This window comes from Microvirga sp. CF3062 (genome assembly GCF_036314045.1).
In the GTDB taxonomy this organism is placed as follows: Bacteria; Pseudomonadota; Alphaproteobacteria; order Rhizobiales; family Beijerinckiaceae; genus Microvirga.
The window spans coordinates 457,062-477,444 of the sequence record NZ_JAYGGN010000002.1 but is presented as its reverse complement, the minus strand read 5'-3'; the positions used below and the strand labels follow the sequence as shown (position 1 = coordinate 477,444).

21 protein-coding genes, 1 tRNA gene and 1 pseudogene are annotated in these 20,383 nt (G+C 60.1%); 12 read left to right on the top strand and 11 right to left on the bottom strand.

Going from position 1 to position 20,383, the window contains the following annotated elements:
• Positions 1–178 precede the first annotated feature (178 nt).
• The 7 genes from VB618_RS05750 to VB618_RS05720 form a co-directional block, all read right to left on the bottom strand.
• Entirely contained in the window at positions 179–868 is a 690-nt protein-coding gene (locus VB618_RS05750) for a restriction endonuclease (protein ID WP_329795609.1), read from the bottom strand.
• A 1-nt stretch (position 869) separates the two neighbouring features.
• On the bottom strand, positions 870–1,661 hold the full coding sequence (locus VB618_RS05745) for an endonuclease (protein ID WP_329795608.1): 792 nt from the start codon (positions 1,659–1,661) through the stop codon (positions 870–872).
• Positions 1,654–3,018, bottom strand: a complete 1,365-nt coding sequence (locus VB618_RS05740; protein ID WP_329795607.1) for a DNA cytosine methyltransferase — start codon at positions 3,016–3,018, stop codon at positions 1,654–1,656. Before VB618_RS05740 ends, VB618_RS05745 begins: the two co-directional genes overlap by 8 nt.
• 42 nt (positions 3,019–3,060) lie before the next feature.
• Positions 3,061–3,432 (bottom strand): very short patch repair endonuclease, encoded by a 372-nt coding sequence (locus VB618_RS05735; RefSeq protein ID WP_442931680.1) that lies wholly within the window; start codon positions 3,430–3,432, stop codon positions 3,061–3,063.
• Between the two features lie 643 nt (positions 3,433–4,075).
• Complete coding sequence (locus tag VB618_RS05730; RefSeq protein ID WP_329795605.1) at positions 4,076–4,501, bottom strand: ankyrin repeat domain-containing protein; 426 nt, start codon at positions 4,499–4,501, stop codon at positions 4,076–4,078.
• Positions 4,502–4,503: 2 nt separating this feature from the next.
• Positions 4,504–5,427 carry a hypothetical protein gene (locus VB618_RS05725; RefSeq protein ID WP_329795604.1) on the bottom strand — a complete coding sequence of 308 codons (924 nt, stop codon included), beginning with the start codon at positions 5,425–5,427 and terminating at the stop codon, positions 4,504–4,506.
• 31 nt (positions 5,428–5,458) lie between these two features.
• Complete coding sequence (locus tag VB618_RS05720) at positions 5,459–6,394, bottom strand: hypothetical protein (RefSeq protein WP_329795603.1); 936 nt, start codon at positions 6,392–6,394, stop codon at positions 5,459–5,461.
• A 93-nt stretch (positions 6,395–6,487) separates the two neighbouring features.
• On the opposite strand from VB618_RS05720, the gene VB618_RS05715 reads away from it, so the two are divergent.
• The 6 genes and pseudogenes from VB618_RS05715 to VB618_RS19780 form a co-directional block, all read left to right on the top strand.
• Positions 6,488–6,628 (top strand): hypothetical protein, encoded by a 141-nt coding sequence (locus VB618_RS05715; RefSeq protein ID WP_329795602.1) that lies wholly within the window; start codon positions 6,488–6,490, stop codon positions 6,626–6,628.
• 83 nt (positions 6,629–6,711) lie between these two features.
• Positions 6,712–6,900 (top strand): hypothetical protein, encoded by a 189-nt coding sequence (locus VB618_RS05710; protein WP_329795601.1) that lies wholly within the window; start codon positions 6,712–6,714, stop codon positions 6,898–6,900.
• Positions 6,884–8,566: a type IV secretory system conjugative DNA transfer family protein gene (locus VB618_RS05705; RefSeq protein WP_329795600.1), complete on the top strand. Its 1,683-nt coding sequence runs from the start codon at positions 6,884–6,886 to the stop codon at positions 8,564–8,566. The genes VB618_RS05710 and VB618_RS05705 overlap by 17 nt, the downstream gene beginning before the upstream one ends.
• Complete coding sequence (locus VB618_RS05700; protein ID WP_329795599.1) at positions 8,559–8,921, top strand: hypothetical protein; 363 nt, start codon at positions 8,559–8,561, stop codon at positions 8,919–8,921. The genes VB618_RS05705 and VB618_RS05700 overlap by 8 nt, the downstream gene beginning before the upstream one ends.
• 127 nt (positions 8,922–9,048) lie before the next feature.
• The gene (locus tag VB618_RS05695) at positions 9,049–9,420 is read left to right on the top strand and encodes a hypothetical protein (RefSeq protein ID WP_329795598.1); all 372 of its coding nucleotides are present in this window, start codon (positions 9,049–9,051) and stop codon (positions 9,418–9,420) included.
• Positions 9,407–10,393, top strand: a pseudogene (locus VB618_RS19780) (recombinase family protein); the annotation flags it as partial. The gene VB618_RS05695 and the pseudogene VB618_RS19780, both read left to right, overlap by 14 nt.
• 541 nt (positions 10,394–10,934) lie before the next feature.
• On the opposite strand, the gene VB618_RS05685 reads toward VB618_RS19780, so the two are convergent.
• The 4 genes from VB618_RS05685 to VB618_RS05670 all read right to left on the bottom strand — a co-directional run bounded on the left by VB618_RS05685 (position 10,935) and on the right by VB618_RS05670 (position 14,813).
• Positions 10,935–11,011 (bottom strand) — tRNA-Arg (locus VB618_RS05685).
• A gap of 105 nt (positions 11,012–11,116) precedes the next feature.
• Positions 11,117–12,553, bottom strand: a complete 1,437-nt coding sequence (locus VB618_RS05680; RefSeq protein WP_329795596.1) for a sensor histidine kinase — start codon at positions 12,551–12,553, stop codon at positions 11,117–11,119.
• An 8-nt stretch (positions 12,554–12,561) separates the two neighbouring features.
• Positions 12,562–13,986 (bottom strand): dihydrolipoyl dehydrogenase family protein, encoded by a 1,425-nt coding sequence (locus tag VB618_RS05675; protein WP_329795595.1) that lies wholly within the window; start codon positions 13,984–13,986, stop codon positions 12,562–12,564.
• A 32-nt stretch (positions 13,987–14,018) separates the two neighbouring features.
• Positions 14,019–14,813: a TVP38/TMEM64 family protein gene (locus VB618_RS05670; protein WP_329795594.1), complete on the bottom strand. Its 795-nt coding sequence runs from the start codon at positions 14,811–14,813 to the stop codon at positions 14,019–14,021.
• Positions 14,814–15,081: 268 nt separating this feature from the next.
• Here VB618_RS05670 and rpmH point away from each other — a divergent pair, with 268 nt between their 5' ends.
• The 6 genes from rpmH to VB618_RS05640 all read left to right on the top strand — a co-directional run bounded on the left by rpmH (position 15,082) and on the right by VB618_RS05640 (position 20,296).
• Entirely contained in the window at positions 15,082–15,216 is a 135-nt protein-coding gene (gene rpmH / locus VB618_RS05665; RefSeq protein WP_027314822.1) for a 50S ribosomal protein L34, read from the top strand.
• A 20-nt stretch (positions 15,217–15,236) separates the two neighbouring features.
• Complete coding sequence (rnpA, locus tag VB618_RS05660; RefSeq protein ID WP_329795593.1) at positions 15,237–15,668, top strand: ribonuclease P protein component; 432 nt, start codon at positions 15,237–15,239, stop codon at positions 15,666–15,668.
• Positions 15,661–17,520: a membrane protein insertase YidC gene (gene yidC, locus VB618_RS05655; RefSeq protein ID WP_329795592.1), complete on the top strand. Its 1,860-nt coding sequence runs from the start codon at positions 15,661–15,663 to the stop codon at positions 17,518–17,520. The genes rnpA and yidC overlap by 8 nt, the downstream gene beginning before the upstream one ends.
• A gap of 134 nt (positions 17,521–17,654) precedes the next feature.
• Entirely contained in the window at positions 17,655–19,196 is a 1,542-nt protein-coding gene (locus tag VB618_RS05650; protein WP_329795591.1) for a CYTH and CHAD domain-containing protein, read from the top strand.
• Positions 19,197–19,265: 69 nt separating this feature from the next.
• Complete coding sequence (yihA, locus tag VB618_RS05645) at positions 19,266–19,934, top strand: ribosome biogenesis GTP-binding protein YihA/YsxC (protein ID WP_329795590.1); 669 nt, start codon at positions 19,266–19,268, stop codon at positions 19,932–19,934.
• Complete coding sequence (locus VB618_RS05640) at positions 19,931–20,296, top strand: DUF423 domain-containing protein (protein ID WP_329795589.1); 366 nt, start codon at positions 19,931–19,933, stop codon at positions 20,294–20,296. Before yihA ends, VB618_RS05640 begins: the two co-directional genes overlap by 4 nt.
• The last annotated feature ends 87 nt before the right edge of the window (positions 20,297–20,383 follow it).

The following is a 20,383-nucleotide window of genomic DNA, read 5'->3' as shown; positions in this document are numbered from 1 at the left end:
GCTTGGTCTTGACGGAGGATGGGGCCGCAGGCCCCAAAACTGAAAAAAGAAAAGTCAGCGCCGAGGCGGCGCTGTCATTGCTGTCTTGCGCGAAGGATCGTCACCGGATGGCGGAGACGCAGAAGGCGGCTCCGGGAGCGCAGCGAGTAGAGCCAGGTGCGGCGGAAGCTGCACGCGGCTACGTCAAGGGTCGCCGGTCGAGAGGGACTTCTCCCTCCTCGGTTCGGACAATAAAGACTGCTTCGTCGTCGCCCTTCTCAATGAACCAAGTGCGTTCGCATCCGCATTCGTGCGTTTCGTTATCTGGCACGACCAGCTTCTCGCCGCAGTCCCAGCACCAGAAGGCGAAGCTCCGACAGGTATCGCACTTGCCAGTGAACACGATAGCCCATCCCCCGAGAGGCAACGGAAACTGGCCGTCCCAGAAGACAATACCTTCTGTTTTACGCTTCAGTGCGCGGCAATGCGGACACGGATCGATAGCCGCGTGATCGAGTTCTTCTGCTTCGTCTGCGGTCATCAGGCGGATGTCGATATTTTCAGCGGCCCGCTTTTCGGCTGCGGGTGTCCAGCCGTTCGAGCAGATGAGAACCCCGCGCGAAGCGCGAACATCCTTCATCATGCCTCCGAAGGCTTCTACGTCCTTCACGTCGATCTTTCGGGTTCGACGTTTTGCATCGTAAATGACACGGCGTTCGACGCCTTCGTCCCACCGTGCATCGACCAGGATGTCGATCTGGCGGCGAACGCCGCTGATCGACCCGACTAAGGTCGCATTCGGCGTGACCGACACATCCATGTCGGCAGACTCGATTTCAAAGCAGGCGGCGACCCGTTCGTATACTCGCCAAGCTGGGGCTTCGGTCATATCAATCTCGATAGTCCCGGATCGCATCCCGGTCGAGTTCGTTTGCGGGAACGAGCTTGTAATGACGTTCTTCGACGACCTTGACCTCGCCATCCTGAAGCGTCAGCTCGAACAGGGCTATGAGATTATCGTCCATGAATTGCGCAGCGATCGCGCGGCAGCGGACGCCGGGGAACTTCTGTTCGACGAAACGGATGTCCTGCGTTGTCTGCACGATGCCTATCTGGTCTTTTCCGCCTTTAGCCTGGACGGGAATGACGTAGTGACAACCGCGCTTGTCGATACCGATGTACAGTTCATCGATCTCGATTTGGCCGATTCCTTTGACGGTGGTACGCAGATGGTTCTGGAGACTGTACGTCGTCAGGCCGAGAAAGGTATCGATTAAACGATTGTACCTAACGATTGCCAAAAGCGCCTGCTCGTCATCCAACGCATAGGCGCGGATCAACTCGGGTGTAGCATCGGGGATGTCGATGCGGGCAAGATCGCTGCGCGGGACTACGCGATTCTTCTTTACAAGCGAGAAGCGGTAGAGCGAGCGGCCCGCCAGTTCGATCACCCATTCCATGCCTTTCGGCTGGGTCGCGACGATCTTCTGGGGGAGATCGGTGCGAAAGCGAAAGGAATAGATCACATCGCCCAGATTGTCTGGCAGCACGATTTTCAGATGAGCGGCTGCGTCCTTGATCTCTTGGCGTGTGAAATCCAGGGACGTTGCGCCCTTAGTGTAATGATCAAAGAATATTTTCTCGATGAGCGCCTGATAGCGGTTGCGCGAGGCGTTAGCCATGAGCCACCTGCCCATTCAGGCGCTCGCGCTCGATGTCGATTTGCTTGCGCTTCTTCGCTCCGCTTTTCTGGTCGCGGCGGCTAGGCGGTGCTTTCACTCCGAAATGCGCCGCCGCCCCCGACATGTCGAGGGCAAGGAGCGCCTCGTCACCGAGGGAGAGTATCCCCTCGGGCCGCACCGCTTCGATGCCGATCGCCTTCATCACCTGACTAGCAATTGCTCTCGCCAGCGGAGGCGGTACGGCGTTTCCGATCTGCCTCGCCCCGTGCCATTTGGTGACATTGAAACGGAACCAGTCGGGAAAGCCGTGGAGACGCGCCATCTCCCGCACGGTGACACAGCGGTCGAAGCGGTAATGGATTGGCCGGGGACTTGTGAATGCGCCACGCGCTCCGTCAGTGCCCGCGCGCAAGGTATTCGACACGCCATGCCCCGGCAGCTTGAAAAAGCGACTGATCGGCTCGACGCCGCCAGGCTCGGTTTCAGCAAAACGTCTTCTCGATATTTCGGTATGTTCGGTTCGGGCGCTTGAGGTCAGAAGAGAAGGATCCCAATCCCGCACATAGCCAAAATGCCATGCGTCGTTGGTCATGCAGCGCAACTCTGCGGCCAAGGCAGAAGGTTTGCCGTATGCTGTCGTCCTCACCGCATCGCATGACATCAGAGTCTGAAAACGATCGGCATCGGGTAGGTCGCCAATAGCGTCTTTGCAGGATGGGCCTTCGGGTAGCCCCTTTATGGCGGCTTTCCGACCGGCAAGGTTCGTTAGTTCCACCGGGTATTCGGGCATCGCCTCGCCCTTCCGGCACCCGAAGAGGATCAAACGCTCGCGAAACTGAGGCGCGCCGTAATGTCCCGCATTCAAGACTTTCCAAGGCAGGCGGACGTCATATCCGACGGCATCAAAGGCGGCGACTAGCTCCTTCAGGAAGGTCTTGTGCTTGCCGACCGTCAGTCCCTTGACATTCTCGAAGACGAAAGTGCGCGCCTTCAGTTCGGCGACGATACGGACAAACTCCAAGACGAGCTTATTTCGGGGGTCGTCGAGGACGCGGTGCCCGATAAGCGAAAACCCCTGACACGGCGCGCCGCCGAAGACGCAATCGACGACGGAATTGCCGATGCCTGCCGCCTTGCGGATCGACTCGGCGCTGAGGCCCGCGACGGAGAGAGGGATCACCGCAGTATTCGGAAAGTTATATTTGTGCACCGCGCAGTGCACCGGGTCGATTTCGACGGCGGCGGCGATGTCAAAACCGGCCTGCTCGAAGCCGAGACTGAGGCCGCCCGCTCCTGCAAAAAGATCGATCCCGACCGGTCTCATACGCTGCTGTTTCCCAAATACGTTGTTTTTCATCTTGCCATTCTAGCGAGGCCGCCACGAGATGTCGATCGCGGATTACGATTCATCCACAAACGCTTGTAACCGGACGGCGAGCGCGTCCGCATCCTTTGTCTCGCACTGCCAGACCACGAGCACGTTCCAACCAAGCGATTCGAGTTGTTCTATTTTTGTTCTATCACGAGCGGCATTCTGTTCAAGTTTCGGCAGCCAGTAATCGGCGCGCGATTTGGGCGGTCGGCCTTTGGGGCAGCCGTGAGCGTGCCAAAAGCAGCCATGAACGAAGATTGCCTTCCGGCGGCTCGGCAGCACGATGTCGGGTCTGCCCGGCAGGTCTTTCCGATAGAGGCGGAAGCGGTAGCCCATTGCGTGAAGAAGCCGCCGCACCCGGATTTCAGGTACGGTGTCCTTGCTCTTGACGGCTTGCATTATGCGCCGTCGCTGTTCCGGGCTGCGTGTATCCATCGATTAATAATGGTGGCGCGCTGTTACGGCGTCTACCTTCGTTCCGGTGGCGCGGCTCCAAGGCGGCGCGCTTTGCCGCGATCCATCTTCGACAGATGGAGGCATCCAACCGGCGGACGGTTGGTCAGGATTGCACAAGGGCAGGAACGCCCTTTGCTCGTGGGTTCAGGGGCGCGAAAGCTCCTGGCGGCATCCAATCCGCGCAGGGTTGGTCAGGGGTCTAGGGGGCAGGAACGCCCTCAAGTCGATGGGTGCAGGGAGAGCGAAATCTCCCTGCGAGTGGTCAACCGGCGATACGGTTGGATGGCTCTGGAACGGGGTCGATCCCCTGAAAGAGCCAAGGCCGGGGGGATGCAACGGGGGCGCGCAGCGGCCCCCTTGCCAAGATGGTGTTGTACTACAACACCATCTTGCGTGCGCTTGCGTGCGCTTGCGCGTGGCTGTGCAGAAAAGTGAGTTCGAACAAGCTTTAGGATTGCGTAGCCTTGAAGCAGAAATGCGGTTCACGGCCCTTTTGTGTTTCTGAACCTGCTGAAATGAGACACCGATTATCTCGCCAAGGCCGGTCTGCGCACTTCGACATGAATGCGAAAGCGCTATTTTCCCCTTAAATCTCGAGCTTGGGACCGGATGGAGTTGAGATACTCGTGCCTTCTGTTTTCGATGGACCATTCGGATAGGGGTCATCATCGGTTTCAAAGAATTGGGGAAAGGTTTTGCGTGCTATTTTCTCTGCAATACCGTGATTGCCGCTCGCCAAGGCCAAATCGATTGCCTTCCGTCCAAATCCATCTTCGGCTGTCAGATCAATACCGTCCTGATCCAACAGCAGGTCAACGATAGGCTCGGCACCTTCCACAGCAGCTATATGAAGCGGCGTCAAACCATAGTCGGGATGCTGTGCATTTACGGATTGCGGATCTTCTATTAAAGCCTTCTTCACATGCTCCAAGTCTCGCATCTCTGCAGCAAGTATAATATCAAATGTCATTTTAGCTTTTATTTTATCTGTTTTCGTTAGACGCTCCGCCATTTCTACACACTCCAAGATAAAGTGTCAATTAATTCTTTTACATAAGGCGTATATTCGTCAGGAATTCTAGAAAGTACTATTCGATCACGCCCATGTACCTGAAGTGAACGAGTCGGGCGCAAGTAGCTCCGATCCACGCAAATATCCCCTGCGATCAAGGGCTGATATTCAACTGGTGCAAAACGGTTTTTTTTGTGCAGGTTTTCCGTATAGAAACGTAAGAAAAATGGCCTGTGATAGATTTGATCGCGAGCGAAAGCGAAAACTTCAAACTCTGCGGCCACTACGCCGACTCCTTGAGCGATACCGAATTTCGACGACGACCGCGCTTCAAGATTTCCGGTTTCGTCCGGTTCAACACAAAAGGACGTAATCACCAAAAACGGCGTTCCTTCAGCCCACTTAATCGAAAGAATAAGTGTCCAGTTTTCGGGAAGGACAGGACCAGGAAATGGGCCATTGAATGCCGCATAGAACCCCTCGATGTCCGCGACCTGCCTAAGACGGGCTTGATCATAACCCGTTTCCTTGAGTGCAGGGAGAAGAAAGAAATCTGCTAGTTTTCCACCTACTCGCTCAATGTAAGCAGACTGATTAAAATGCAATTGCGACTCTGGCTCTTCTTCCAAAATGTAACTTATTAGAGGTCTCATCATTTCATCAGATAAAAACAAACCTTTCTTAACGATATCTCTTAGGTATTCCCATCTCCATTTATCCGAAATTTCCGTCGAATAATTGTATCGGGCTTGCCGCTCTTCCGAAAGCATCAGGGTCAGAATCGTCTGGTATCCCCTCCGCCGAGACTGCATATGCTTTACGAGGGTGTATCGCAGGCATTCAAAAAAGAAGGACGTATAGCTGGACTGACCGAATTTGCCCCTCCGGCGGCTTTGGAAGGCTACGATGTTGGTATTGTGGCTCATTGGTCCACCAAAACGTTATCATTGAGCTTGTTCACACCGCCCAAGAGAAGCTGTCGAGAATCTTCTTGATAGAGAGCGCATAGGATTCAGGTAGCCTGAACATTTCAAAAGTATGTCGGCCAGCTTTTGTGCGTGGAGATCCCAACGGGAAGTAGCTCCAGTCGACCACGAGAGCGGCTCCCAGCGACCAACTCCGAACGTCTGGAAATTTGCCATTCGCATCCGGGATTCTCCTGTAAAAACGCAGGAAGTACGGTCTATGGTAGGCCTGAGTGCGCGCGATGGCGTGAATTTCAAGCTCGGTAGCAGCTACTCCGATTCCCTGCATGACAGACAACTTGGCAGAGGTTTTGCTGTCACATTTTCCGGCCCGATCTGTTTCGATAATAGCGTAGGTTACAAGAATAAAGGGCGTTCTCTCGGCCCATTTGATTGAGAGGATGTTGAAACCATATTCCGGCAAACTGTGAAGGAAGGGATTTACCAGTTCACGCCGATGCTTAGGGCGTCTGCTGGAAGCGTAAATTCCTTCTATTTCCGACACTTGCTTAAGTAGTGCTCGGTCATATCCGTTCTTCCTCAACGTCGGAAGAAGATAGAAATCAGCAAGCTCGCTACCGACATTCTCCACGAATGCAGTTTCGTCAAAGTGTAAAGGGGAATTCGGCTCTTCTTCGAAAATGTAGTTTACAAGCGGTCTCATCATATCGTCAGACAAGAACACCCCCTTCTTCACTATATCGCGTACATATTCCCACCTCCATTTCCGTACGATTTCTTCCGGATATGCGTGTCTGCTTATCCGTTTTTTGGAGAGCATGAGCTTCACGACGGTTTGATAGCCGCGCTCTCGTGATTCCATGTGCCGTATCAGGCTGTAGCGAAGACATTCCAGAAAGTAAGCCGAGTAAAAGGTATGGCCGCTCCGTCGGCTACTGAACTTCACGACCTTCGGGTCATCGCTCATCACATCAGGATCATATCAGAGTCCCTCTTCGCTGGGCGTGCAAAATTTGGCCAAGGGTCGCGATGGGCGCGGCCCGAGTAACAGGAGATCGCAATGAGCAACGATGCTTACAGCCAAGGTTACCAGACCGGCCTTAACGGCGGCAAAGTCGATACGAACGGCATGCCCTCGCAGCAAAAAGAAAGCACCGATGCCGGTGTGAATGCGGGCAACGCAGCGCGCGGCGACAGGTAAGCCGCGCGGTCGGGCGGGGCGATCCTTTGCCCCGCCCGCTCCCAACACGATGGCAACCGGAACAAAGGCGAAAGGTTATCTCGATGCGTACAGTTCTTTACTGGGGCAGGTTCTACGAGGTCTGCCCGCACTGTGGAGAGGGCGGGCATTGCTACGCCTCCGGCGGCGATCCAAGCCGCTGTCCTTACCGCAAGGAATGGAAGGGCAAAATCGACCGGCTAGTCGAGCCTTGGGACGTGACTGGAAACCGTCGTCGTGACCCGGCCCTCTAACCAAAAGAGAGGATCGCCGACCGGCAGCCTGCTTGTCGGCGTGTCCTTTTTTGCCCTGGCGAGCTACTGGCCGGAGATGACCGGCGCGCGGCCTGACGCCGCCGACCAGCTCTATCTCGGCTTCTTCAAGTTTCTCGGCGCGATGGCGACGCTCGGCGGGCTGACCGGCTACTACAGAGCCTGGCGGCAGAAGGAAAAGCGCAGGGAAGCGGAGAACGCCTCCGGCGTATTCGGCTCCGCCGCTTTCGCGTCGCTCGACGATTGCGCACAAGCGGGCCTGCTAAATCCTCGGGGCCTTTACCTTGGATTGCTCGGCGGGCAGCCGCTCTTCTATTCAGGCAAGGCGCACCTGCTGACCGTCGCCCCGGCCCGTCAGGGTAAGGGGATCAACGTCGTCATCCCGAACCTGCTGCACTTCCAGGGATCGGTCTTCGTCACCGATCCGAAGGGCGAGCTGGCCGCCGTGACGGCGGCGCACCGCGCCGAACGCCTTGGGCAGAAAGTCTATGTCCTTAATCCCTGGGGGCTGCACGGCCTGCCGCAGCACCGCTGCAATCCCTTACAGCCGCTCATCGACGCGGCGAATGATCCGGCGCTTGTGCGCGGGGTCGCCGACGAAGCCAAGGCGCTCGCGCTGCAACTGCTGCCGGAGCCGGAAGATTCGCGGAACCGCTATTTTCGGGAAGGCGCGCGGACAATCCTGCGCGCGGTGATGCTGCACCTTGCGACGCGCGGCATGCCGGAAAATTGCACCCTGCCGGAACTGTGGAGGGTGCTTTCCAGCACGAGCCGCATCGAAGCCGTCGTTCGCCGGATGGCTACTTCGGACGCGCTGGTCGGAATGGTCGCCGATCTCGGGCAAAACCTCGCCAATCAGCTTGAGGACAACCCGGAGCAGTTCGCCGACTTTCGGCAGGGCGCGTTGCAGGCGGTCGATATTTTCGATCCGGTCGGCTGGCTCGGCGATGCCGTCAGCGGTTCGGATGTGGATTTCAAAGCGCTCAAGGAAGGCAAGGCGAGCATCTATCTCGTCATTCCGCAGGACAGGATCGCGACGCACGGAACCTGGCTCGGCCTTGTGACGCAGCAGGCGATCACGGGGGTCGCCCGTTCGAGGGGCAAGAGCGAAGTCCTGTTCCTGCTAGATGAGTTCGCGAACATGGGCAGGCTATCCGGCCTTGCGGAAAGCCTGACGGCGCTGCCGGGCCTCGGGGTGCGCGTGTGGGCCTTCGTGCAGGAGCTCTCGGAATTGATCCGGCTCTACGGGCCGCACACGGCGCGCACAGTGCTGTCGCAGGCCGAAGTGAAGCAGTTCTTCGCGGTGCAGGACGATCAGCTTGCGAGAACGCTCTCGATGGCGCTCGGCCAGCAGACGGTGAAGACGCGGAATTTCAATCTCGGGCGCTTTGACGACGATGAAATCGGCGAAAGCCTGAGCGAAACCGGCAGGCCGCTGATGTCCGCCGACGAAATCCGGCTGATGGGCGCGGATAAGCAGCTTCTGCTCGTCAAAGCCGTGCTGCCGATCCTGGCAACGCTGTTGCCGGTCTGGTTCGTCTCGCCCTGGGCGTCGTGGGTCGCGCCCAATCCCATCGAAGGGGCCTATCCGCTGGCGCTGCCGCGCCTGCAACTGAACTACCGCCGAAGGGACAAGAACAATGGATGAGTTCGAGATCGAAGTCGTCGGCGCGGCGTCGCCGCATAAGCATAACGGAGCGCTCACCCGGACGCTCAAGACGGTCGGTCGCTGCGCGCGGACTCTGCTCATGCGCCCCCGAGTTCTGGCACTGACCGGAGCGGCTGCTTTCGTGATGGTCGTCGGAACGCCCCATGTCGGGTGGGACTACGAGTGCCGCTACTCCATGAGGCCGGGGCAACCGTGCCGCTCGGTGAGCTACTGCGCATACTATGGCATGCAGGGACGTCGGGTCGTGTTCCCGGAGGACGGCGAGAGCTGCAAGCTCGTCACCTTCCTGCGGATCGACTGGCGCGGCGGATCGAGGCGCTCTACCGCGGATTGAATGATTATGGAAATTGAGATGACGACCTAGACGATGGAAACCCGTTCTAGTCGGTAAATATCGGGTTTTCGTGATGTGAAAGTTTGTCGAACTGCAACCTGGTGCTGTATTCTGAAGAGAAAAGGCAATGAAGATGTTTAACGATGAGAGGAATGATGGAACCTGCGGCGAAAGCGGCCTTGCTAAGACCTTCGATGCCTCGGCCCGGCGCGTCCTTGCCGTCGATGTCAAGAAATACGAGGCGCTGCTCGACGACCCGAACTTGAGCGAAGCGCAGAAAGAGGAATTTCTGCGCGCTCTCTGGTCGGTTGTCGTGACCTTCGTTGAACTCGGCTTCGGCGTCCATCCGTTGCAGGAAGTATGTGGACAAGATTCGGGGGATTCTTTTCCTGGCGCAAAGGATGCCTTCGATCAGGTAAAATCCAACGTGTTAGTGGAAACTCAAGACGGTAGAGACTCCGGCCCGACAGCCGGTTTGAAAGATCATGGATACACATAACAATAACGATGAGGTTACCAAGGCGGTGATCTATTGCCGCGTGTCCAGCGCCAAGCAAACGGTGCGCGGCGACGGACTTGCGTCGCAGGAAACGCGTTGCCGCGAGTTCGCGAAATACAAGGGTTATGAAGTCGTCGAGGTCTTCCGTGACGACACGTCCGGGAGTCTTACCTCGCGGCCCGGCATGCAAGCCATGCTGTCCTTTCTCAAGGCACAACGGAAGGAGTTGCATGCGGTCATCATCGACGACATCAGCCGCCTCGCGCGCGGCCTGATGGCGCATTTCGAATTGCGGGTGAAGATCGGCGATGCGGGCGGCGTCCTCGTCAGTCCGTCCATCGAGTTCGGCGAGGATTCAGATTCCCAACTGGTCGAGAACCTGCTCGCCTCCGTCTCGCAGCATCAGCGCCAGAAAAACGGCGAGCAGACGATCAACCGGATGCGGGCGCGGACGCAAAACGGATATTGGGTTTTCCAGGCTCCGGTCGGCTATCGCTACGAACGCCCAAGCGGTCACGGCAAGCTGCTGGTGCGCGACGACCCCAATGCCTCCATCCTGCAAGAAGCGCTGGAAGGCTATGCTTCCGGGCGCTTTGAAACGCAGGTCGAGGTCAAGCGCTTCCTCGAACGGCAGCCGTCCTTTCCGAAGGACTTGCCGAATGGCGAGATACGCAACCAGCGTGTCCATGATCTGCTCACCCGCATCGTTTATGCGGGGTACATCGAAGCGCCGAATTGGGGCGTCGGGCTGCGCAAGGGGCAGCACGAAGGACTTATCAGCTTCGAGACTTTCGAGAAGATACAGGCACGGCTCAAGAGCACAGCCAAGGCTCCAGCGCGCAAGGACATCAACGCCGATTTCCCGCTGCGCGGCTTCATCCTGTGTAACGACTGCGGCAAGCCGCTGACGGCCTGCTGGTCGCAAGGCAAGACGCAGAAGTACCCCTATTACCACTGCGCGACGAAGGGTTGCGAGAGCTATCGCAAGTCGATCAAGCGCGAGGAACTGGAAACGGCGTTTGAAGGCGTACTCCAAAGCCTTCAGCCGTCGCCGAACCTGTTCCACATCGTCAAGGCCATGTTCAAGGATGCCTGGGATATGCGGCTCGCACAGGCCAGCGAAACGGCAAAGGTCTTGAAGGCGAACGTCGCTCAGATCGAGAAGCAGATCGAAGCGCTGCTCGACCGAATCGTTGATTCCGGCAATGGGACCGTCATTGCCGCGTATGAGAAGAGGATAACGAGGCTGGAGCGCGAGAAGGTTCTCGCTCAGGAAAAGCTGGCTGCGAACGGCAAGCCCCGGCTCACCCTGGAGGAGTCGTTCGAACACGCACTCGCGTTTCTCTCAAGCCCTTGGAATTTATGGAACAATTCTGATTTGATCGGCAGAAAGACGGTGCTTAGGCTGGCGTTTTTGCAGCCCCTGGCATACTGCCGGAATCAGGGACTTCGAACACCTAATTTGGCCTTTCCCTTCAAAGCCTTAGGTGGCTTCTACAATGGAAAAAGCGAGATGGCGCGCCCGAAAGGATTCGAACCTCTGACCCCCAGATTCGTAGTCTGGTGCTCTATCCAGCTGAGCTACGGGCGCTTGATCGGCTAAGTCGTTGCGGGAAGCAACGTTGGCCGAGGCCGGTGACATAAAGGGATCCGGCGCGGTTGGCAAGCCTCTTGTGCTGAAGTTCTGCCGAAAGCCTCAGCCTGCCTCCACGGGGGAGAGCCGGTCCGGGACGGTGATCTTGAAGCAGGTCTTCCCCTGCCCTTCGTCGAGAATGATGGTTCCTCCATGGAGCTGTACGAGTTCTGCCGCAATCGGCAGCCCCAGGCCCGTACCGCCCTTCTGAGCCGAACCCTGGAAAGGCGTGAACAGGTTGGCCTTGGCCCGTTCGGGAATTCCCGGGCCATTGTCCTTGATCAGGATGACGACATTGCTGCCCTCCCGATGGGCCGAGATGTCGATGCAGGGGTGACCATTGGGAGAGCCGGTCTGGCTCAGTGCCTGAACGGCATTGCGGACCACGTTCACGAGCACCCGGGAGAGCTGGTCCGGATCCGCGTCGATCATCAGGCCGTCGGGAACGTCCGCCTGGAAAGCGATCCCGACCTCGGGCGCGAGATCCGTCAGGTTCGACAGTTCGTCGATCAATGGCGCCAGGGGGATGAGGCGCCGCTGCGGCAGGGGCTCGGTCGCCCGTCCATAGGCCAGGGTGGTCTCACAGAAAGCGATCGCCCGGTCGAGGGTGCTGACCAGCCTGGGGGCGATCCTTTGCACGGAGTCGTCACTGACATTGTCCAGGCGGTCCGTCAGGAGCTGAGCCGTGGTCAGCATGTTCCGCAGCTCGTGGTTGATCTTGCTCACGGCAAGGCCGAGCTGGGCGAGGCGCCGCTTCTGGCGCAGTTCATCGGCCAGAGTCGTTTCCATGCGGGCCAGGGCCTGCTCGGCGAGCCCGATCTCGTCGACGCGATCCGTCGGCCGGATGACCCGGGAAGCATCCTCGGGATTGCTGGAGAATTCCGCGATGTTGCCGGTGAGGCGCCGCACCGGACGCACGATCACCCATTGCAGGGTGAGATAGACGAGACCCGCCGTGATGATGGAGATGAAGAGGGACAGGAACAGGATGTTGCGTGAGAACTCGATCATGGCGTGGCGCAGGGGCCGCTGATCGAGGATCATCTCGACGAAGTCGACGCCCATACCCGACCCAATCACCCGGATCGGTTTGTCGGTCGGGGTGAGCAGGACGTCGAAGGCGTCCTGGACCAGAGTGACCCATCGGACGTCCCGCAGATCCACGGTCTTGCCCACCTCGGGCGGCACATCGCCCGCGGCCAGAAGGCTTCTGCGCCCGCCTCCCCGCAGGGCAATGGCCCTGGCTCCGACCCCTTGAAGCAGGCGTATCTCAAGATCCTCGGGAAGGCTTTCCTCGGGCGCTGCATCGAGCACCATGGCGGCGATCTGCGCCGCGGCCAAGCGATCGTTCAGCCATGTGAGACGGAAATTGGCCACGGAGGGCACGTAGATGAGCACCTCCGCGATCATCACGAACAGCACCGTGAGCAGAAGCAGGCGCGCGGAGAGCCCGAACTGGCTCAGGATGCGCCCTCCAAGGGATGTCTGCTCAGGTCTCATGTTCGGTTTCATCCCAAGCGACGAACCAGGGACACCAGCCGTCGCACCCAGGGATTCTGAGCCGAAGGCTTGAGAAACTCCACCGCCGCGCTCTTCGTCACCTCGGAAAACGTGGGGTAGGGATAGATCAACCCGGCGAGATCGGAAACCTTCAAGCTGCGACTCATGGCCAGAACCCATGGCATGATCAGCTCGCCCGCATGCGGGCCGGCGATGGAGCAGCCCAGAATCCTGCCGCGTGGGGTGACGACGGCTTTCACATGCCCCCCGGTTTGTCTCTCCGTGCGGGCCCTGTCGTTGTCGGCAAAGGCCCAGCGCAGGATGCGGATGGACCCATGCTCTTTCCGTGCCTGCGCCTCCGTGAGTCCGACGGAGGCCAGCTCCGGTGCCGTATAAGTGACGCGAGGAATGGGAGCCTGCCCGACGCGGATGGGAAGCCGGAACAGAGCGTTCCGAATCACCAAGCCTGCATGATGATTCGCCACATGGGTGAATCGGGCGCCAGAGCCCGCCCCGCCCGCGCAATCGCCGATGGCGTAAACGCGCGGGTTGGTGGTCCTGAGCCCCTTGTCGACCCGGATGCCGGAGGCGTCGGCGTCTATTCCCGCAACCTCAAGGTCCATGCCATCCACGACAGGCTTGCGGCCCGCCGCGACGAGCAGATGGCTTCCCTCGATTCTCTCGCCGCCACTAAGGGCGATGCCGAAGCTCCCCGATTTCCCGAGTTCTATCCGGTCGATGGCTGCTCCGGTTCTGACGGCAATGCCATCTGATCTGAGAGCCTGATAGATGACCCCCGCCATCTCGGGATCCTCCTGCGCCATGAGGCGCTCGCCAGCCTCCAGGAGCGTGACCTTGACGCCCAGCAACCGGTAGGCCTGAGCGATCTCGACGCCCACGGCCCCTCCCCCGATGACGACGAGGTGCGCGGGCTTCTCGGTCAGATCGAAAATGGTTTCATTTGTCAGATAGGGAGCCTGCTCAAGCCCGGGAATGGGCGGAGCAGCCGGGCGGGAGCCGGCGGCAATGACGAAACGGCGCGCCCGAATGGCCTGATCTCCGGCCAGGACAGTATCGGCATCGGTGAACCGGGCCTCACTCTCAATCACCGACACGCCCATGGCCCGATAGCGCTCCGTTGAGTCCATCGGGGCGATTGCCGCGATAGCACCCTTCACATGCGCATGGACCTTGGCGAAATCGACCGCTACCTCCCCGGCCTCGATCCCGAAACTCCCCGCTTCGCGCATGTTGCGCACGTGCAGAGACGCGGCGATCAGGGCTTTCGACGGAACGCAGCCCACATTCAGGCAATCGCCTCCCATCCTGTTCTTCTCGATCAGCACCACAGATGCGCCGAGGGAAGCCGCGATGGACGCGACCGACAGGCCGGCCGAGCCGGCGCCGATGACGCACAGATCGGGCTGCAACACGCGCCTGCCCTCTTGGCCTGTCAGCCTCACCATCAGCCCTCGCCCGCTTCGCGACGACGCCATTGCTTGAGCACAATCGGGATCAGCGCCAAAATTCCTAGCAGAGCGAGAGCAGTCATCAGCTCAGGCGTCAACAAGCTTTTGGCATTGAAGTCGATGGCACAATCGCTCCGTCCCAGCGCCAAGCAGGCGGCGCGCTGCTTCTCATGCTTTGCGATAACCTCATCGAGGCCCGACCCGGCAAGGGCGAAGGCAAACGAGGCCGGCAGCATCCCGAGCTGGGTCGCGAGCACAAAGGGCCTCAGGCGCATGCCGAAGAAGGCCGCAGCCAGGTTCGTCAGCCAGAACGGCATTACGGGGATCAGGCGTAGGGAGAGAAGATAGAGAAAGGACTGCTTTCGGAAGCCTGCCGCAAGGCCCTGGATACGTGTGCCCGCCCGTTCGAGCAGAGGGCGCCCCAAGGAGGACCGAGCGATGAGAAAGATGTTGGCCGCCCCGAGCGTTGCGGCGAGATTCGCCGTGATGCCCCCGAGCGGCCAGCCGAAGAGATAGCCCCCGATGGCGGTCAGGAAAGCGGAGGCCGGCAGCGAGAGGGTGACAGCCGCCACATAGATCAGGCTGTACAACCCAAGCATCGCCGGACCGTGGTCAGCCACGAGCTCCTGAAGCCAGGCTTGATAGCGTACGAAGGTCTCAAAAGTGAGGGAGCGGTGGGCGCCCGTTGCAAAGACCGCTCCGATCGCGATCAGGACGAGCGCCAGAGGCACCATGCGCCAGAAACGGCCTGTCTCTTTCGGGCTCTCAGGTTTCGGATATGTCTTGGCCACGTGCCCTCCTGAAATCCGTGTGGTATGTAGCGCCCCATAAGGTCAAGCCTACGGGTCCGTCACAGCTTGGTGAGAAGGAGCCGGATTGCCGCATGAAGGCCAAAGCGGCGTTGACTTTGCCCCTCCGTTCCTTCATAAGCCCGGCAAGCTGACAGCGCTCTTCTTGGGCGCTGATCGTTTTTTCGAGACAGTTTCGGGGGCGACCCCATCCCAACCAGACAGGCGCGAGCCTTCGAGCACCGCTGCCCCATTCGACCGGAGAAGTGCCGTGAAGAGGACGTATCAACCGAGCAAGCTGGTTCGCAAGCGCCGCCACGGCTTCCGTGCGCGCATGGCGACCAAGGGTGGCCGCAAGGTCATTGCCGCTCGCCGCGCCCATGGCCGCAAGCGCCTGTCCGCGTAAGCGCCGTCAAGGACCGCCCGATGCGCGAGCCTTGCGCCGCGTCTAGCCTCGGGCGTCTGACGAAAAGACCTGACTTCGTCGCGGCGGCCTCTGGCCGCCGCTTTCATACCGAGCGGATGACGGTTCAGGCCCGCCTTCGGGAGGGTTCCGGCCTCGGCCTGCGCTTCGGCCTCACGGTCACGAAGCGGGTCGGCCACGCCACCGAGCGCAACCGGATCAAGCGCCGGCTCCGGGCGGCTATCCCCACGGCAGGCCAGGACTACGCAAGCATCGATGCGGATATCGTCGTCATCGGACGGCGGGACATCCTCTCAGCCGATTTCGACGTGCTCATCGACGATCTTCGGCGCGCACTGCGGGCAGTCACCAAACCGAAAAGCGCCTCTCCCGCAGAGCGTTCTTCCTCCTCACCTCCCTCCAACGGCGAGCGTCGCGGACATTCCCATGCGTGATGACAACAAAAACCTCATCGTCGCCATCGTGCTGTCGATGGCGGTCCTGTTAGGCTGGCAGTACTTCTTTGCGGCTCCCGAGGCCGAAAGGCAGCGCCAGGCCGCCCAGCAGCAGCAATCCGCGCAGGTCAATCCCAATGCGCCGAACCCGCCGGCCAGTCCGAGCCAAGCCGGCGGTGCAGCCCCCACCGTGCCGGGAACGGTGCCCAGCACCCCGGTGGCCCCGACGGTCGAGAGCCGCGAGGCGGCGCTGGCCCGCTCGCCGCGCGTGACCATCGATACCCCCACCATCGCCGGTTCGATCAACCTGCGCGGCGGCCGCATCGACGACGTGTCGCTCAAGAACTACCGCGAGACCGTTGATCGGCGCAGCCCGAACATCGTGCTGCTTTCGCCCGCCGGCACGCAGAGCCCATATTATGCCGATTTCGGATGGGTCGGAGCGCAGAACGGCGCCCTGCCGACCGCCGAGACGGTCTGGACCGCTGACCGGACGACGCTGAACGCGTCAACACCGGTGACGCTCACCTGGGACAACGGCCAGGGTCTCATCTTCCGGCGCACGATCTCCGTGGACGACAAGTCCATGTTTACCGTGAAGAACGCCGTTGAGAACCGCGGCTCCGCGCCGGTGACCCTGCACCCCTACGGCCTCGTCTCGCGCCACGGCAGGCCGACGACTCTGGGCTATTACGTGCTCCATGAGGGCCTGATCGGCGTCCTGGGCGACAAGGGCCTGCAGGAATACACCTACGACGCCATCGCCAAGGAAGATCCGGTTCCCGCCGGTCAGAACGCCATGGGCGAAGTGTGGGACGATGTGAACGGCGGCTTTGTCGGCATCACCGACAAGTACTGGGCCGCTGCGGTCATTCCGGATCAGACACAGCCCTATCAGGGCTCCTTCACCATGCGCCAGGGCCCGACGGGCCAGATCTACCAGGCCAACATGCTCGGCACGGCGCAGACACTCCAACCTGCGGCCACCACGGAAGTAACCCAGCGCCTGTTCGCCGGCGCCAAAGAGGTTGCGACCGTCGATGCCTATCATGAGTCGCTCGGCATCAAGAATTTCGACCTCCTGATCGACTGGGGCTGGTTCTACTTCATCACCAAGCCGCTCTTTAAGGTGCTCGACTTCTTCTTCCGGATGTTCGGCAATTTCGGCGTCGCGATCCTGATCGTCACGGTGCTGCTGAAGATCCTGTTCTTCCCGCTTGCCAACAAGTCCTACGCCTCCATGGCCAAGATGAAGGCGGTGCAGCCGGAGATGACGTCGATCCGCGAGCGTTATACTGACGATAAGATTAAGCAGCAGCAGGCGCTGATGGAGCTCTACCGCAAGGAGAAGATCAACCCGGTCGCGGGCTGCTGGCCAGTGCTGATCCAGATTCCGGTGTTCTTCGCGCTCTACAAGGTGTTGTTCGTCACCATCGAAATGCGCCATGCGCCGTTCTTCGGTTGGATCCGCGATCTCGCAGCCCCGGATCCGACATCGATCTTCAACCTGTTCGGCCTGCTTCCCTACAACCCGGGCGCAGTTCCGGTGCTGGGCCCGTTCCTGATGCTCGGCGTATGGCCTATCCTCATGGGCATTACCATGTGGCTGCAGATGAAGATGAACCCGGAGCCCCCGGATCCGGTCCAGAAGCAGGTCTTCGCCTGGATGCCGGTGATCTTCACCTTCATGCTGGGCTCCTTCCCGGCCGGTCTCGTGATCTATTGGGCCTGGAACAATCTTCTCTCCGTGTCGCAGCAGGCCTTCATCATGCGCAAGAACGGGGTGAAGATCGAGTTATGGGACAACCTGCGCAAGACCTTCAACCGCAAGACCAGTCCCGCCAAGGGCTGAACGGCGCAGCACTGAGACGTGATCATCCCCGGGCCTTGTCCCGGGGATTTTCTTTTGAAGATGACGGGTGCGCCGTCATGTCTTCCGTCTGTCACACATCTATATCAGTCCTCGATGGAATGCGGTGACGGACGATGAGCGCCTCCACGAAAAGACCGAAGCCAGATCCGGTATCGGCTGCACCTCGCGAGATCGAGCTGAAGCTGGAGCTCGCCTCGGGCACGGCCGAGGACCTGCTCGCGCATCCCCTCCTCGACAAGGCGCGTCCGCTCGCCAAGCAGAGCGGACAGCTCCATGCGGTCTATTTCGACACGGAAGACCACGCCCTGCACCACGAAGGCCTCAGCCTGCGCATCCGCCGCCGCAACGGCAAGGCCATCCAAACCATCAAGGCCGAAGGCCCCAACAAGGGCATCGCCATGGATCGCGGCGAGTGGGAGACGCCCGTCGACGGCGAACTGGATCTGTCCGCCGCAGCCGGCACCCCTCTCGAAAAGCTCATCGCGGACGAGGATCTGCTGGCCGGCATCAAGCCGGCCTTCACCGTGGAGACGGATCGGCGGGCTTTCGAGGCGAAGCTCGACGGGGCCGTGATCGAGGTGGCCCTCGACCGGGCCAAGGCCTCCGGTAAGGGGGACAAGAGCGTCACCTTCTCGGAGATCGAACTCGAACTGCGGCAGGGCCATGCCGGCGCCCTCTTCGCCCTCGCCCGCCGCTTGAGCGAGGCGGCTCCCTTAAGGCTCTCAACGGTGGCGAAATCCGAGCGCGGCTACCGCCTCCTCGACGAGGGAACCCTTCACCCTTACCGCGCCGAGAAGATCAAGCTTTCAAAGGATGCAACCTGCGCCGAAGCCTTCCAGGTCATCGCCCGATCCTGCCTCGTCCAGATGGTGCAGAACGAAGCCCTGGTGCGGCTCTCGCAGGATCCCGACACCCTGCACCAGATGCGCGTGGGCCTGCGACGCCTGAGAGCCGCTATCTCCCTGTTCAAAAACCAGTTGCTGACCGACTCGGAGAGCGCTGAGATCCGCGACAACCTGCGCTGGGCCGGACAGGCCTTGGGCGCGGCCAGGGACCTCGACGTCTTCATCGAGCGGCTGCGCTCCATGGACGATGCACGGCCGGAGCCGTCGCAGATGGAAGAGATCGAAAGGCGCCGGGAGGAAGCCTACAAGGACCTGCTGGAAACTCTGGAATCCCGCCGTTTCATGGATGTGATCCTACAGACGGCCGCCTGGATCGAGGCAGGAACCTGGACGACATCCGGTGAGGGTCGGAAATCCGCCCGTCAGAGCAATGCTCGGGATTTCGCAGAAGCCGAGCTTTCGCGTCGGTTCAAGCGCATTCGCAAGCTTGCGAAGCACCTGCGGGACGTTGGCGACGAGGAGCGCCACGAACTGCGGATCCGCATCAAGAAACTGCGCTACGGCACCGAGTTCTTCGCGTCGCTTTTCACCTCCGGCAAGGCAAGTAAGCGCCGCAAGGTGTTTTCGTCGCTTCTGGAGGAGCTTCAGGAGCACCTGGGCAACCTGAACGATCTCGCGGTTGGCGGCTCCCTTGCCATGTATCTTCCTGCGGTTTCGCCCAAGCGCCTGGAGCGGCAGCGCGAAAAGCTCCTCGACAAGAGCGTGGCCTCTTTGAGCGCGCTCTCCAAGGTCGATCCCTTCTGGCTGTGAACGCACAAGCATCAAGGGAAATCGGCTAGGTGCCTTGAAGAAAGTGTTCCGAGCGCCGATAAGAGCCCCATGACCGAGACAATCCCCCCGAACCAGGACATCGATCCCTTCCTCGAGATCGGCCGAAAGCTCTTCGCCGGCGAGGCGGATTTCATCTGGGCCGCCAACTCCCTGAAGAACCTGCCGCCCATGAGCAAGGTGGAGATCGCCTTTGCCGGGCGCTCCAATGTGGGCAAGTCGAGCCTCGTGAACGCGCTGACCGGCCGCAATACGCTGGCCCGTACCTCGCATACGCCGGGCCGGACCCAGCAGCTCAACTTCTTCACCATCAACAACGACCGCTTCCACCTTGTCGACATGCCCGGCTACGGCTTTGCCGCCGTCGAGAAGCAGAAAGTGCAGGCCTGGACGCAGCTGATCCACGATTACCTGCGCGGCCGGGCGAGCCTCGCCCGCGTCTATGTGCTGATCGACGCCCGTCATGGCATCAAGCCGGTGGACGAGGCCGTGCTGGAGACCCTCGGCACGGCGGCCGTATCCTATCAGGTCGTGCTGACCAAGGCGGACGAGCTGAAGCCGGGTGAGCTCGACGAGCGCATGGCCGATACCCTGAAGAGAATCGAGAAGCGGGCCGCAGCCTTCCCGGAGATCCTGCCGACCTCGAGCCGAACCGGCTTCGGCATCCCGGAACTGCGCGCCGGGATCGCCAAGCTCCTGAGCGAACGGGGCGCGGGATGACGCTTACCACCCGGATCCTGATCGTCCTCGCCTCCCTGTCAGGCCTCCTCGGCGTCGGCCTCTCTGCCGCCGCGGCCCATGTCACGGGCGGCAATCTCACGACGGCAGCGCAGTTCCTGCTCTTCCACGCCCCTGCCCTGCTGGCTCTCGTAGCCCTTATCGCTGTCGGTGCCGTGAGCCCGATGCTGGGCCAGATCGCCGGCTACGTGCTGGTTCTCGGCCTCATCCTATTCTGCGGCGACCTCTCCCGCCGCGCCTTCTCGGGCGTGGCGCTGTTTCCAAGGGCAGCGCCCATGGGAGGAATTCTTTTAATGATTGGCTGGGTTCTTGTGGCTCTATCTGGCTTCACGAGAAAGCTTTGATGAGCAAGCCAATACCCGTAGCCAACCTCATCAAGACTCATAATTGGTTTTAGGATTACGTCCCTCGCCATAGAGGAAGTTATGCGA

Bases quoted from the DNA above. Each gene is read 5' to 3' on its own strand.
- VB618_RS05735 (WP_442931680.1), bottom strand. From the start codon at position 3,432: ATGCAAGCCGTCAAGAGCAAGGACACCGTACCTGAAATCCGGGTGCGG.
- rnpA (WP_329795593.1), top strand. From the start codon at position 15,237: ATGCGCGAGCCTTGCGCCGCGTCTAGCCTCGGGCGTCTGACGAAAAGA.
- VB618_RS05650 (WP_329795591.1), top strand. From the start codon at position 17,655: ATGAGCGCCTCCACGAAAAGACCGAAGCCAGATCCGGTATCGGCTGCA.
- VB618_RS05740 (WP_329795607.1), bottom strand. From the start codon at position 3,018: ATGAAAAACAACGTATTTGGGAAACAGCAGCGTATGAGACCGGTCGGG.
- VB618_RS05730 (WP_329795605.1), bottom strand. From the start codon at position 4,501: ATGGCGGAGCGTCTAACGAAAACAGATAAAATAAAAGCTAAAATGACA.
- VB618_RS05700 (WP_329795599.1), top strand. From the start codon at position 8,559: ATGGATGAGTTCGAGATCGAAGTCGTCGGCGCGGCGTCGCCGCATAAG.
- VB618_RS05745 (WP_329795608.1), bottom strand. From the start codon at position 1,661: ATGGCTAACGCCTCGCGCAACCGCTATCAGGCGCTCATCGAGAAAATA.
- VB618_RS05750 (WP_329795609.1), bottom strand. From the start codon at position 868: ATGACCGAAGCCCCAGCTTGGCGAGTATACGAACGGGTCGCCGCCTGC.
- VB618_RS05725 (WP_329795604.1), bottom strand. From the start codon at position 5,427: ATGAGCCACAATACCAACATCGTAGCCTTCCAAAGCCGCCGGAGGGGC.
- yidC (WP_329795592.1), top strand. From the start codon at position 15,661: ATGCGTGATGACAACAAAAACCTCATCGTCGCCATCGTGCTGTCGATG.
- VB618_RS05710 (WP_329795601.1), top strand. From the start codon at position 6,712: ATGCGTACAGTTCTTTACTGGGGCAGGTTCTACGAGGTCTGCCCGCAC.
- VB618_RS05680 (WP_329795596.1), bottom strand. From the start codon at position 12,553: ATGAGACCTGAGCAGACATCCCTTGGAGGGCGCATCCTGAGCCAGTTC.
- VB618_RS05720 (WP_329795603.1), bottom strand. From the start codon at position 6,394: ATGAGCGATGACCCGAAGGTCGTGAAGTTCAGTAGCCGACGGAGCGGC.
- VB618_RS05640 (WP_329795589.1), top strand. From the start codon at position 19,931: ATGACGCTTACCACCCGGATCCTGATCGTCCTCGCCTCCCTGTCAGGC.
- VB618_RS05715 (WP_329795602.1), top strand. From the start codon at position 6,488: ATGAGCAACGATGCTTACAGCCAAGGTTACCAGACCGGCCTTAACGGC.
- VB618_RS05695 (WP_329795598.1), top strand. From the start codon at position 9,049: ATGAAGATGTTTAACGATGAGAGGAATGATGGAACCTGCGGCGAAAGC.
- yihA (WP_329795590.1), top strand. From the start codon at position 19,266: ATGACCGAGACAATCCCCCCGAACCAGGACATCGATCCCTTCCTCGAG.